12 protein-coding genes are annotated in these 12,574 nt (G+C 64.4%); 8 read left to right on the forward strand and 4 right to left on the reverse strand.

Annotated features, from left to right (window positions below):
- Positions 1-207: 207 nt before the first annotated feature.
- Complete coding sequence (locus CSAL_RS11600; protein WP_011507576.1) at positions 208-1,854, reverse strand: bifunctional protein-serine/threonine kinase/phosphatase; 1,647 nt, start codon at positions 1,852-1,854, stop codon at positions 208-210.
- A 259-nt stretch (positions 1,855-2,113) separates the two neighbouring features.
- Between CSAL_RS11600 and ppa the strand changes: the two genes are divergently transcribed.
- Positions 2,114-2,644, forward strand: a complete 531-nt coding sequence (ppa, locus tag CSAL_RS11605; protein ID WP_011507577.1) for an inorganic diphosphatase — start codon at positions 2,114-2,116, stop codon at positions 2,642-2,644.
- 119 nt (positions 2,645-2,763) lie between these two features.
- Here the strand turns inward: ppa and CSAL_RS11610 are convergent, their stop codons facing one another.
- The gene (locus tag CSAL_RS11610; RefSeq protein ID WP_011507578.1) at positions 2,764-3,849 is read right to left on the reverse strand and encodes a DUF2333 family protein; all 1,086 of its coding nucleotides are present in this window, start codon (positions 3,847-3,849) and stop codon (positions 2,764-2,766) included.
- Between the two features lie 226 nt (positions 3,850-4,075).
- Here CSAL_RS11610 and aroQ point away from each other — a divergent pair, with 226 nt between their 5' ends.
- The 7 genes from aroQ (at position 4,076) to purH (ending at position 10,532) form a co-directional block, all read left to right on the forward strand.
- Entirely contained in the window at positions 4,076-4,513 is a 438-nt protein-coding gene (aroQ, locus tag CSAL_RS11615) for a type II 3-dehydroquinate dehydratase (protein ID WP_011507579.1), read from the forward strand.
- Between the two features lie 63 nt (positions 4,514-4,576).
- A complete protein-coding gene (gene accB, locus CSAL_RS11620; protein WP_011507580.1) occupies positions 4,577-5,041 on the forward strand; it encodes an acetyl-CoA carboxylase biotin carboxyl carrier protein in 465 nt (154 codons plus the stop codon).
- A gap of 70 nt (positions 5,042-5,111) precedes the next feature.
- Positions 5,112-6,458: an acetyl-CoA carboxylase biotin carboxylase subunit gene (gene accC / locus CSAL_RS11625; RefSeq protein WP_011507581.1), complete on the forward strand. Its 1,347-nt coding sequence runs from the start codon at positions 5,112-5,114 to the stop codon at positions 6,456-6,458.
- Between the two features lie 68 nt (positions 6,459-6,526).
- A complete protein-coding gene (prmA, locus tag CSAL_RS11630; protein WP_011507582.1) occupies positions 6,527-7,426 on the forward strand; it encodes a 50S ribosomal protein L11 methyltransferase in 900 nt (299 codons plus the stop codon).
- Positions 7,427-7,523: 97 nt separating this feature from the next.
- Complete coding sequence (gene dusB / locus CSAL_RS11635; RefSeq protein ID WP_011507583.1) at positions 7,524-8,555, forward strand: tRNA dihydrouridine synthase DusB; 1,032 nt, start codon at positions 7,524-7,526, stop codon at positions 8,553-8,555.
- Positions 8,552-8,851 (forward strand): DNA-binding transcriptional regulator Fis, encoded by a 300-nt coding sequence (gene fis, locus CSAL_RS11640; protein WP_011507584.1) that lies wholly within the window; start codon positions 8,552-8,554, stop codon positions 8,849-8,851. The genes dusB and fis overlap by 4 nt, the downstream gene beginning before the upstream one ends.
- An 88-nt stretch (positions 8,852-8,939) precedes the next feature.
- The gene (gene purH / locus CSAL_RS11645) at positions 8,940-10,532 is read left to right on the forward strand and encodes a bifunctional phosphoribosylaminoimidazolecarboxamide formyltransferase/IMP cyclohydrolase (protein WP_011507585.1); all 1,593 of its coding nucleotides are present in this window, start codon (positions 8,940-8,942) and stop codon (positions 10,530-10,532) included.
- A gap of 118 nt (positions 10,533-10,650) precedes the next feature.
- Here the strand turns inward: purH and CSAL_RS16985 are convergent, their stop codons facing one another.
- Together CSAL_RS16985 and CSAL_RS11655 are read right to left on the reverse strand one after the other, a co-directional pair.
- A complete protein-coding gene (locus tag CSAL_RS16985; protein ID WP_011507586.1) occupies positions 10,651-10,872 on the reverse strand; it encodes a DUF2061 domain-containing protein in 222 nt (73 codons plus the stop codon).
- A gap of 142 nt (positions 10,873-11,014) precedes the next feature.
- Positions 11,015-12,472, reverse strand: a complete 1,458-nt coding sequence (locus tag CSAL_RS11655) for an NAD-dependent succinate-semialdehyde dehydrogenase (RefSeq protein WP_011507587.1) — start codon at positions 12,470-12,472, stop codon at positions 11,015-11,017.
- Positions 12,473-12,574 lie beyond the last annotated feature (102 nt).

The raw sequence follows: 12,574 nt of genomic DNA on the forward strand, positions 1-12,574 counted from the left end.
CGACGAACATGCCGATTCTGTTCACGGCATAGCATGCTGGCTTCATGCCCCTTCGACTGCACCGGCAAGGTGGCAATGCCACACGCCGTTTGCCGATTTCCGAGAAGAGACCTGGCGCCTTTTCCCGTAACGGAATAACTGGCGCCACCCGGCAAGGCGTCCTCAAGCTGGCAGAGTTCTCGACTCACCAGCGTCGTGCTCTCCTGCTTATCTCAACCACCACGACAGCAATAACAGCAACAACAGCACGCCAGCCACGGCTTTCCACAGCGTGGCCGGCGTCTGCCAGGACTGGCGTGCCACGCCGTCCTCGTTCCGCCTGGGCGTGCGCAGATGATAGGCAAACTCGCCCAGCCGCCGAAACCGCAAGGCACGTTGGGGGTCGAGGGCACGTTTCAAGGCGTCATCGAGTTCGCTGGCGATGGCCGGATTGTATCGGCGTGCGCTGGTGTAGCTCATCCGCTCGAGGTCGGTATGGCTGCGCAATTCGTTGGGCGCCAGTGCGTAAGGTTGATGGCCGGTCAGCAGCCAGTAGATGGTCGAGGCCAGGCCATACTGATCGCTACGCCGCCCGACGTCGGTGTCCAGCGCGTATTCGGGCGCGCTGTGCTCGGTCAGCCCCACCTGTCGTGCCAGTTCGCGAGCCCCCTGCTGGCTGTCGCTCTCGCGCAAGTGACATGCCCCGAAATCGGTGAGCACCAACTGTCCGTGCGGATCGACCAGCACGTTGTCGGGATGCAGGTTCTGATGCAGCACATCGCGCCGGTGAAGGGCCTGAACAGCCTTGACCAGCTGGCGCGCCAGGTCCAGGCGAGCGCCGAGGCTTGCCTGAGGATGGCGCAAAGCCCAGGCCGTCAGTGACTCGCCCTTGATGTAATCGATCAGATAATACTGATAGCGACGCGGGCGCGAGGGATCCACCACCTTGGCCACGAACGGTGAATTGACCCGCTGCACGACCCACTGCTGCAGCGCGAAATGCTCTTGATAGGCATTGCGCAGCGACAGCTCGGGGCTAGGTGCCTTCATCACCATCTCGCGCTCATTGCGGGTATCCCGCACGCGATAGACTCGCGACTTGGCGGTGCGCGACAGCACCTCGAGCACCTCCAGTCCATCGAGACGCTCGCCCGGCGTCAGTTCCGGCGGCACCGGCAAATCACCGTACAGCGGCACGGGATGCTCCGGTTCGACTTCCTCGGGCAAACGATCGATGCGCACCAGCTGGAAACAGAACTGATCGCCACCATAGCCACGTTCCTGAGCACGCGCGTGCGCTGCCTCGGCCAGACGTTCGCAGGCTGCGTCGAGATCGCTGACATCGGCGCGGATCAGCTGCACGAAATCCGAGGGCAGCAAGGTGCCGCGCACCGCCTGGGTGGTGAACAGGAACAAATCGCCCTGCTTGAGCGAGTGCGTCACGTAATCGATATCCAGGCTGCCATCCATGCCCAGCGCGCGCGACGGATAGCGATACCCGCCCAGATCGGTGACATGATCGCGAGAGAGCTGCTCGAACTCGGCACCCCGCAGACGAAACACCAGGGTGTCGCCCATGTGGAAAAGGTGCATCTCCCGATGGCGGAACACCGTCGCCGACAGCGAGCAGATATAGCTGCCGCCCTCGATATAGGCACTCTGGCTGTAGCACCAGCCATTCAATGCGCGCAGCACGCGATGGGCCGACGTCTTGACATCCCAGTGCTCGGGTGTCGAATAGTAATCGGCGAGAAAGCCGCGCACGCTCAAATCCCCCGCCTGTTTGGCGATGGCATTGCGCCAGGTGGAGTCGCTGATCAGCGCGCAGGCGCCCTTGGCGGCAAGCTGTGAGCCACCGGGTATCTGTACCGACATCGAACTGCGATGGTGGCGCCGATCCGGCGCCACGAATGCCTGGCCGAAGCTGATAGAAAGGCTGCTTTCCGTCAACGATCGTCTCCTTGTCGATGATGAGACGGGCAATCCCCGCGACCGATGGGCGTGACAACGCAAGACGACGGCAGCGGGATGTCGTCTGCGCCTCTCGTCGATTGGTAAACGCCGGACGCTACTCGTATAATTCCGGGGATTTTCCCCCGCTGGTGTTCAACCTGCAAACCGCAAGGACTCGACGATGAGTTTCAAAAACATTCCCGCTGGCAAGGATCTTCCCAACGACGTCTATGTGGCGATCGAGATCCCCGCCAACCACGCGCCGATCAAGTACGAGATCGACAAGGACATGGATGCGCTGGTCGTCGACCGCTTCATGGCCACGCCGATGTTCTATCCGGCCAATTACGGTTTCATCAACAACACCCTGGCCGACGACGGCGACCCGCTCGACGCCCTGGTGGTGACCCCTTATCCGGTACAGGCCGGCAGCGTGATTCGCGCCCGTCCGGTCGGCGTGCTCAACATGTCCGACGAAGCCGGCGAGGACGCCAAGCTGGTCTGCGTGCCGCACTCCAAGCTGAGCGCACTTTACGACGACGTGCAGGAAGTCACCGACCTCCCCGAGCTGCTGCGCCAGCAAATCGCGCATTTCTTCGAGAACTACAAGGATCTCGAGAAAGGCAAGTGGGTGAAGATCGACTCCTGGGATGGCGCCGACGCCGCGCGCAAGGCCATCGAAAAAGCCGCGGCCGCCTACACCAAAGCGTAAACGCCGCGTCTCGCTTCCAGGCAGGCACCACGCCCCGTGTCGCATGCGACACGGGGCGTACTTTTATGCGGCATACGGCCTGTCCAACACGCCTGCAGGGACAGGCTGTCGCCCAAGGTCTACGATTCCCCTGCGTCTGATTCCCCGGCGCCTGATTCCCCGGAGCCGGCCTCGCCAACCCCCGATCCCACGGCATCGAGGGCGGTGCGTATCTCGCCGATCAACTGCGACGCGCGTGACGTATAGCTGGCCATCGTCAGCGAGTGGTTGGCGAACATGCCAAATCCGCTGCCGTTGAGCACGACCGGACTCCACAGACGGGCTTGCGAGGCATCGAGCTCGGCGATCAACTGATCGAACGCACTGCCCATCTGCGCCTTTTCGATGGCAGGCGCGAAATCGCGCTCGGCCGCTTCGAGCAAGTGCATCAACGCCCAGGCGTTGCCCCGCGCCTCGAAGAACACATTGTCGATACGCAGCCAGGGCGTCTCCTGCCCGCCTTTGTCGTTTTCATCGCCCTGCAGGTCGGCACCGCGACGCTCGGCGTGTCCCACGCTCGCCGCCAGGCGCTGCGTCTGCCGGTCGAGACGCGTCTGCACCCGCTCGAGCCAGGCCGCCAAGGCCGGCGCCTCCTGCGAGAACCCGGCTTGCTGATCCCCCAGACGGGCCAGGTAGTCGCGCAGCGTGTCACGCGCGTCCTGATAGCGCCCCTCGGCGGACGGGAAGCGCCAGGCCCCACTGCGCGTGTCGAGCGCCTCGACGGCGTCCTGCAGTGCATCGTCGTCGCTGGCAATGGTGTCGTTCAAGGCCGCGCCGATGGCTCGCACCTGGCCCAGCACACCCTGTTCCCAACTGGGCATGTTGTCGAGCCACAATCCCGGCGGCGCGATGTCATTGCGCAGATATCCTCCGGGCTTGTCGAGCAAGGTCCCCAGAAGGGTCAAGGTGGTGGCGGTCATCGTCTCGCCCGGCCGGGGCGCTGCCGACGCCGCCTCGGCGCCCGACTGCTCGGCACCGCCACGCTGTACCGAGACCGCGGCGTCGACGTCGAAGGCGTCGGGACGCTGACTCCACCAGATGCCCAAGGCCAGGCACACCACCAGATAGATCAGCAGCAAGGCAACCAGCGGTTTCCAGATCCAGCCGTACTGGGGCGATTCCAGAACATTGCGTTGTTGACGCTCACGCTTGCGAAATAGAGCCATGGGACGTCCTTGTGGTGAAGTGGAAAGCGATGACTTTTCATCTTATCACGCAGTGACGTTTTTGCTTGCGACTGCTGACGACAACACAAACTGGACAGCTACCACGTTTTTGGGCAAACTTCGCCCACACTGACGATATATGGCGTCAGCGACGGCATCTTGCGTGATCGTGCCGGGATCTAGATAAATCCTGAACAGGTTAACAGCGTCAGCCAGGGACTCCGACATGGCGAAGCTTCTCGTACTCAACGGCCCCAACCTCAACCTGCTCGGTACGCGCGAGCCCGGGGTTTATGGCACCACCACCCTCGAGGACATTCGTCTGCGCCTGACGCAGCGCGCCGCGGAGGCCGGCCACCGGCTCGACTGGCTGCAGTCCAATGCCGAGCACGAGCTGGTCGAGCGGGTGCACGCGGCGCGCACCGACGGGACCGATTTCATCCTGCTCAATCCGGCCGCCTTCACGCATACCAGTGTCGCCCTGCGTGATGCCCTCACCGGCGTCGCGCTGCCCTTCATCGAGCTGCATCTTTCCAACGTCCATGCCCGCGAGCCGTTTCGTGCGCATTCGTATTTTTCCGATGTTGCTCGTGGCGTCATCGCCGGCTTCGGCGCCGACAGTTATGAACTCGCCCTGGAAGCCGCCCTGCGTCAGCTCGATTGATCGGGCGGCAGCTTTCAGCGGCACGTAACGCCACCTCACACTCACTTTGAACGAGACAGGCTTATGGATATTCGCAAGGTCAAGAAACTCATCGAACTCCTGGAAGAGTCCAACATCAGCGAGATCGAAATCCAGGAAGGCGAAGAGTCCGTGCGCATCAGCCGCCACACCGGCGGGTTCGGCGCACAACCTGCAGCCACCCCTGCACCGGCTCCCGCCGCCGCGGCACCCGCACCGGCCGCTCCCAGCGCCCCTGCAGCGCCCGAGGCCGATGCGGCACCGGCACAGCCCAGCGGCCATCCGGTGACCTCGCCCATGGTGGGGACGTTCTACCGCTCGCCGGCACCGGGAGCCAAGCCGTTCGTTGAAATCGGCCAGAGCGTCAAGAAAGGCGAAACCGTGTGCATCGTCGAAGCCATGAAGATGATGAACCAGATCGAGGCCGATCAGGATGGCGTGATCGAAGCCATCATGGTCGAAGATGGCGAACCGGTCGAATTCGACCAGCCGATGGTCATCATCTCTTGAAGCCGTTTGCGATCGCCCAGAGTGAACGATCGCCAACCGCTTCCGAGCTTACATAGAGACGGACGACACTATGTTGGACAAGGTACTCATCGCCAATCGTGGCGAGATCGCTTTGCGCATACTGCGCGCTTGCAAGGAACTCGGCATCAAGACCGTGGCGGTGCATTCCAAGGCCGACCGCGAGCTCATGCACGTGCGCCTGGCCGATGAAGCCGTGTGCATCGGCCCCGCGTCCTCGGCGCAGTCCTACCTGAACATCCCGGCGTTGATCAGCGCCGCCGAGGTCACCGATTCAAGCGCCATCCATCCCGGCTACGGCTTCCTCTCCGAGAATGCCAACTTCGCCGAACAGGTGGAGCGCTCCGGCTTCGTCTTCGTGGGACCGCGCGCCGAAACCATCCGCATGATGGGCGACAAGGTCAGCGCCATTTCGGCGATGAAGAAGGCCGGCGTACCCACGGTGCCCGGCTCCGACGGCCCGCTCCCCGAAGACAACGACGACGCCATTCTGGCCACCGCCAAGCGCATCGGTTATCCGGTCATCATCAAGGCGGCCGCCGGCGGCGGCGGACGTGGCATGCGCGTGGTGCACAGCGAAGGCAGCCTGCTCTCCTCGGTCAGCGTGACACGCAACGAAGCCAATGCGGCGTTCGGCGACGGCACGCTGTACATGGAGAAGTTCCTCGAGAACCCGCGTCACGTCGAAGTCCAGGTGCTGGCCGACGGACAGGGCAATGCCATCCACCTCTACGATCGCGACTGCTCCCTGCAGCGCCGTCACCAGAAGGTGCTGGAAGAAGCCCCCGCGCCGCATCTCGATCCGAAAGCCCGCGCCGATGTTCTCCAGGCCTGCGTGGATGCCTGCAACGAGATCAACTATCGCGGAGCCGGCACGTTCGAGTTCCTGTACGAGAACGGCGAGTTCTTCTTCATCGAGATGAACACGCGCGTGCAGGTCGAGCACCCCGTGTCCGAGATGGTCACCGGCGTCGACATCGTCAAGGAGCAGCTGCGCATTGCTTCCGGACTGCCGCTGTCGATCACCCAGGATGACGTTCAGCTCAACGGGCACGCCTTCGAATGCCGGATCAACGCCGAGGACTCGCGCACCTTCATGCCCTCCCCCGGCAAGATCGATCTGTATCACGCTCCCGGCGGCCTGGGCGTGCGCATGGATTCGCACATCTACACCGGCTACAGCGTACCGCCCCACTACGATTCGCTGCTCGGCAAGCTGATCACCTGGGGCGCCAGCCGCGAGACGGCGTTGACGCGCATGCGCAATGCCCTCGACGAGCTCCTGGTCGAAGGCATCAAGACCAACATCGACCTGCAGAAGGACCTCGTCCGCGACAGCGCGTTCATGCAAGGCGGTGTCAACATCCACTACCTCGAGAAGAAACTCGGCCTGACCTAGTCGGGTCGAGCGACTCGTCACGGGGCGGCCTAGGCCGTCCCGTTTGCGTTGATGCCCAAGGAGGCCCCATGCCCTGGCTGCAACTCAAGGCGCATATCGCTCCGCAACATGCCGAGACCCTGGAAGACTTGCTGCTGGCCGAAGGCGCGCAGGTCATCACCCTCCAGGACGCTCACGACGACCCCGTCTTCGAGCCCGAGAGCGGCACCACGCCGCTATGGAACGAGACCGTGCTGACCGGTCTCTACGACGACCTGGAAGACATCGAGCCGATGCTCGAGCGCGTCCGCCAGCAATGGGCTGCCGAAATGGCCGATGAGCCCTGCCCCGAGATCGACTACGAGCTGGTCGCCGACCGCGACTGGGAGCGGGAGTGGATGGACGATTTCGCGCCTCTCAAGATGGGCGAACGACTGTGGGTGGTGCCCAGCTGGCACGAGGCTCCCGAGCCGGGTGCCGTCAACCTGCTGCTCGACCCGGGCCTGGCCTTCGGTACCGGCACCCATCCGACCACGGCCTTGTGCCTGGCATGGCTCGACGGGCTCGATCTCGATGCCAGCCGGGTGCTCGACTTCGGCTGCGGTTCCGGCATCCTGGCCATCGCCGCGCTCAAGCTCGGCGCGCGGCACGCCACCGGCACGGACATCGACCCGCAGGCGCTGCAAGCCAGCCGCGACAACGCCCAGCGCAACGACGTCGCCGACGAACACTTGTCGCTTTGCTATCCGGAGCGGCTCGCCGACGAACGTCATGACGTCGTGGTCGCCAACATTCTCGCCGGCCCCCTGGTGGAACTCGCTCCCACGCTCTGTGCGCACCTGGCCCCCGGAGGACGCCTGGCCTTGTCGGGCATTCTCGCCGGTCAGGCCGAGGAAGTCATGGATGCGTATCGCGAGCAGGGCATGCTGCTCGATGCCCCCGTCGAGCGCGAAGGCTGGGTGCGCATCACCGGCAAGGCGCCGGCATGAGCGCGCCTGGCGCGAGGGATGGCAGCCGGCCCCCCTTCAAGAACGTCGCCGCGGCGGCTATCATAGTCGCCTTTCAGCCATCTAGACACGTCCCGTGATGCCGACCCACGTCTCATCTCAGGCGATGCCGTTGCCGCGAATCGGCGCCTACGCATTGTCCAGCCGAGCGATTCTCGCGCCCATGGCCGGCGTGACGGATCGCCCGTTTCGTCAGTTGTGCCGGGAGCTGGGCGCGGGGCTGGTGGTATCCGAAATGGTGACGTCCGACACGCGCCTGTGGCATACCCGCAAATCGCGCCAGCGCCTCGACCACACCGGCGAGCCCGGCCCGCGTGCCGTGCAGATCGCAGGCGGCGATGCCGCGATGCTGGCCGAGGCCGCGCGCCTCAACGTTGCCCAGGGCGCCGAGATCGTCGACATCAACATGGGCTGCCCGGCCAAGAAGGTATGCAACAAGGCCGCCGGCTCGGCATTGTTGCGCGACGAACGCCTGGTCGCGGAGATCCTCGAGGCGGTCGTCGCCGCCGTGGATGTCCCGGTGACCCTGAAGATTCGAACCGGCTGGTGTCCGCAAACCCGCAATGGCGTACGGGTCGCCAAGCTTGCCGAGTCGGCGGGCATCCAGGCCCTTGCCGTGCATGGGCGCACGCGTGAGCAGCGCTATCGCGGCGAGGCCGAATACGACACCATCGCCGCCATCAAGCAGGCGGTCTCGCTGCCGGTCTTCGCCAACGGCGACATCGACGGCGCCGAGAAAGCTGCCCGCGTCCTCGACTACACTAAGGCGGATGCAGTGATGATCGGCCGCGGCGCCCAGGGCAATCCCTGGATCTTCCGCGAGATCGATCACTACCTGCGTACCGGCGACTGCCTGCCGCGCCCGACGCCCGACGATATCGCCACCCTGATGCACCGTCATCTCGAGGCATTGCATGCCTTCTACGGTGAGCACATGGGCGTGCGCATCGCGCGCAAGCATGTCGGCTGGTATCTGGCGACGCAACCGCAAGCCGCGGCACTACGCGCACGCTTCAACGTACTGGAACAGCCCTCGGCCCAACACCGTTTCGTGGATGCCTTGGCCCACGACACGCTGGAACTGGCCTCAACTGGAAGCAATGCAGCATGACCAGCAGGCAAGCATTCCCCATCGATCAGAATACGCTCGATGCCGGCGCCACCACCTCGCCAGCGCATCAGCAAACCCTGCGTGAGTCGGTCGAGCTCGCCATGCAGCGCTACTTCGGCCACCTGGATGGCGAAACGGTGACCGATCTCTACGCCATGGTGCTGACCGAGGTCGAGGTCCCCTTGCTCGAGGCAGTGATGCGCTACGCCGATGGCAATCAGACCCGCGCGGCCGACATGCTGGGTCTCAATCGCGGCACCCTGCGCAAGAAACTCAAGCAATACGAACTGATTTGATTCCGTCCCGGGGCGTCGCGTCAGCGACGCCCCGTTGCGTTTCGTCCGGCGCCCATCGCGCGCCCTCACCTTGCAAGAGTGGAGCCCAATGGCCGAACACACTACCCCGTCGTCCGCCCGCCCCGTGCGCCGCGCATTGATCAGCGTGTCCGACAAGACCGGCATCGTGGAGTTCGCCCGCGAGCTGGCCGCGCGTGGCGTCGCGCTGCTGTCCACCGGCGGCACGTTCCGCCTGCTCAGCGAGCACGGTATCCCGGTGACGGAAGTCTCCCAACACACCGGTTTCCCGGAAATCATGGACGGCCGCGTCAAGACCCTGCACCCCAAGATTCACGGCGGCATTCTCGGTCGTCGCGGGCAGGACGACGAGGTGATGGCCGCGCATGACATCGATGCCATCGACATGGTCGTGGTCAACCTCTACCCCTTCGCCGACACTGTGGCCCGCGAGGATTGCACGCTGGAAGAGGCCATCGAGAACATCGACATCGGCGGCCCGACCATGGTGCGCGCCTGTGCCAAGAACCACGCCCACACCACGATCGTGGTCAACGCCGGCGACTACTCGCGCGTACTGGATGACATGAGCGCCCAGGGCGGCGCCGTCGGCCAGGCGCTGCGCTTCGACCTGGCGGTCAAGGCCTTCGAGCACACCGCCGGTTACGACGGCGCCATCGCCAACTATCTCGGTACCCTGGCGGAAGGCGGTGAAGCCAACTTCCCGCGCACCTACAACGTGCAGTTCCACAAGAAGCAGGCCATGCGCTACGGCGAGAACCCGCACCAGCAGGCTGCGTTCTATGCCGAAGCCGATGCCGCGGAAGCCAGCGTAACCACTGCCCGGCAACGCCAGGGCAAGGCGCTTTCCTTCAACAACGTCGCCGATACCGATGCTGCCTTCGAGTGCGTCAAGGCCTTCCGCGAGACGGCCTGCGTCATCGTCAAGCACGCCAACCCCTGTGGCGTCGCCGTCGCCGAGACCCCGCTCGCGGCCTACGAGCGCGCTTTCGCCACCGATCCCACCAGTGCGTTCGGCGGCATCATCGCCTTCAATCGTGCGCTCGATGCCGCCACGGCTCGCGCCATCGTCGATCGGCAGTTCGTCGAGGTCATCATCGCTCCGGGCATCAGCGACGAGGCTGCCGACATCGTCGCCGAGAAGAAGAATGTCCGCCTGCTCGATGTCAGCGACCATTGGCCCGGGCAGCGTCGCCCCTCGCACGACTTCAAGCGCGTCACCGGCGGCTTGCTGGTGCAGGACCGTGACCTGGGCATGGTCGAGCGGGAGGAACTGCGCACCGTCACCGAGCGCGCGCCCAGCGAGCAGGAAATGAACGACCTCAGCTTCGCCTGGAAAGTCGCCAAGTACGTCAAGTCCAATGCCATCGTCTACGCCAAGCAAGGGCAGACCATCGGGGTCGGTGCCGGTCAGATGAGCCGCGTCTATTCCGCCAAGATCGCGGGCATCAAGGCCGCCGACGAGCATCTGGAAGTGCCCGGCTCGGTGATGGCCTCGGATGCCTTCTTCCCGTTCCGCGACGGCATCGATGCCGCGGCCCAGGCCGGCATCACCGCCGTGATCCAGCCCGGCGGCTCCATGCGCGATCAGGAAGTGATCGATGCCGCCAACGAAGCCGGCATCGCCATGGTCTTCACCGGCATGCGTCACTTCCGGCACTGAGACCGGACTGCGCGCCAACGTGAAAACGGCCCGCCCCGAATGGCATTCGGGGCGGGCCGTTGGCGTTACGAGTGATGGATGTACCTCGCCGCCCCATGCAGCGGCGACTGGCGCGGCGTCAGTGGCTCTGGCGCATGCGCATGCAGCTCTGCGGCCCCGGGCAATGCGTCCGGGGCGCTTCACGCTGCAAGCGGCCATGCAGATGGTAGGCGAACAGCGTGACCAGGGGCTCGACCAGAGCGAGCAGCCCCGCCAGCACGGGGTCGGCGGTCAGTATCCAGGTGATGGCGAACACCAGCGGGAAATGAATCACTCCCACGCTCAATGCCTTGTTCATCATCGGCGACCTCCAAGCGTTTCCTGCATGATAGCCATTCTCATGCAGGCCGAGTAATGGAATTTCGTTACCCCGTGTATCGTTTCACGCTATGAACGGGCGATGCGCGTGCCCGCTACCCCCGCTCAGCACGCCGTCGTCTCGCTCAGCCGAGCTCCAGGCACAGGTACTTGGTTTCCATGTATTCGTCGATACCGTACTTGGAGCCTTCACGTCCCAGTCCCGACGCCTTCACTCCCCCGAAGGGCGCGCTGGCATTGGAAATCAGACCGGTATTGATGCCGACCATGCCATACTCCAGCGCCTCCGCGACACGCCAGACACGGCTCAGGTCGTTGGCATAGAAATACGAGGCCAGGCCGAACTGGGTGTCATTGGCCATGCGCACGGCGTCTTCCTCGTCCTCGAACGGGATCACCGCGGCCAGTGGCCCGAAGGTTTCCTCATGGGCCACTTTCATCTCGGCGTTGGCATGGCTTACCAGCGTCGGCGTGAAGAAGCGTCCTCCCAGGGGGTGTGCATGGCCGCCCAGCAACAGTTCGGCGCCCTTGTCGACGGCATCCTGGATGTGCTCCGACACCTTGGCGACGGCGTTTTCGTCGATCAGAGGCCCGATATTCACGCCCTCCTCGGTGCCCGGCCCGACGTGCAGCTCGCTGTTCATGGCCGCCGCGAGCTTCTCGCTGAAGGCATTGACCACGCTCGACTGCACGAGGAAGCGGTTGGTGCACACGCAAGTCTGGCCGGCATTGCGGAACTTGCTGGCCATGGCGCCTTCGACGGCAGCGTCCAGATCGGCGTCCTCGAAGACCAGGAATGGTGCATTGCCGCCGAGTTCCAGCGAAATCTTCTGAATATGCTGGGCCGCATCGCTCATCAACTGGCTACCCACCTCGGTGGAGCCGGTGAAAGTAATCTTGCGTACCACGGGGGACTCGGTCATCGCCTTGGCGATCTCGCTGGCGCGCCCCGGCACCACGTTGAAGACACCGCGGGGAACACCGGCCTGCTCGGCCAGCGCAGCCAGGGCCGTGGCCGAGAACGGCGTCTGGCTGGCCGGCTTGATGACGATGGGGCAGCCTGCCGCCAACGCCGCGGCCGCCTTGCGCGTGATCATCGAGGAGGGAAAGTTCCACGGCGTGATCGCCCCCACGACGCCCACCGGCTGCTTGAGCACGACGATCCGCTGATTGGCCTTGGCAGCCGGAATGGTATCGCCATACACGCGCCGCGCTTCTTCGGCGAACCAGCGCATGAAGCTCGCCGCATAGGCGATCTCGCCGGCCGCTTCCTTGAGCGGCTTGCCTTGTTCGGCGGTCATGATCGCCGCCAGTTCGTCCTGATGCTCGAGCATCAGCTCGTACCACTTCATCAGGATATCGGCCCGCTCCTGCGCCGTCAGGGCGCGCCAGGCGGGCCAGGCCGATTCGGCGGCCTCGATGGCACGCTCGGTCTCGGCACGTCCCAGCTTCGGCATGCGCCCCACGATCTCGCCGGTGGCCGGGTTGTCGACGTCGATCTGTTCGCCGCTATCCGCTGCGACCCAGTTGCCATCGATATAGGCAAAGGGACGAAACAGCGAGTTCTCCTGAAAGGACTCCATGGCGTTCTCCTTCCTGAAAATGAAGGCGACGATGCGCGCCGCCGTGAATTCATCTTATGCCGAGTCTCGCGATGCCACCAAGCGCAACGCCACTCCCCTGCA

Origin of the sequence: Chromohalobacter israelensis DSM 3043 (assembly GCF_000055785.1) — a bacterium.
Lineage (GTDB): Bacteria > Pseudomonadota > Gammaproteobacteria > Pseudomonadales > Halomonadaceae > Chromohalobacter > Chromohalobacter israelensis.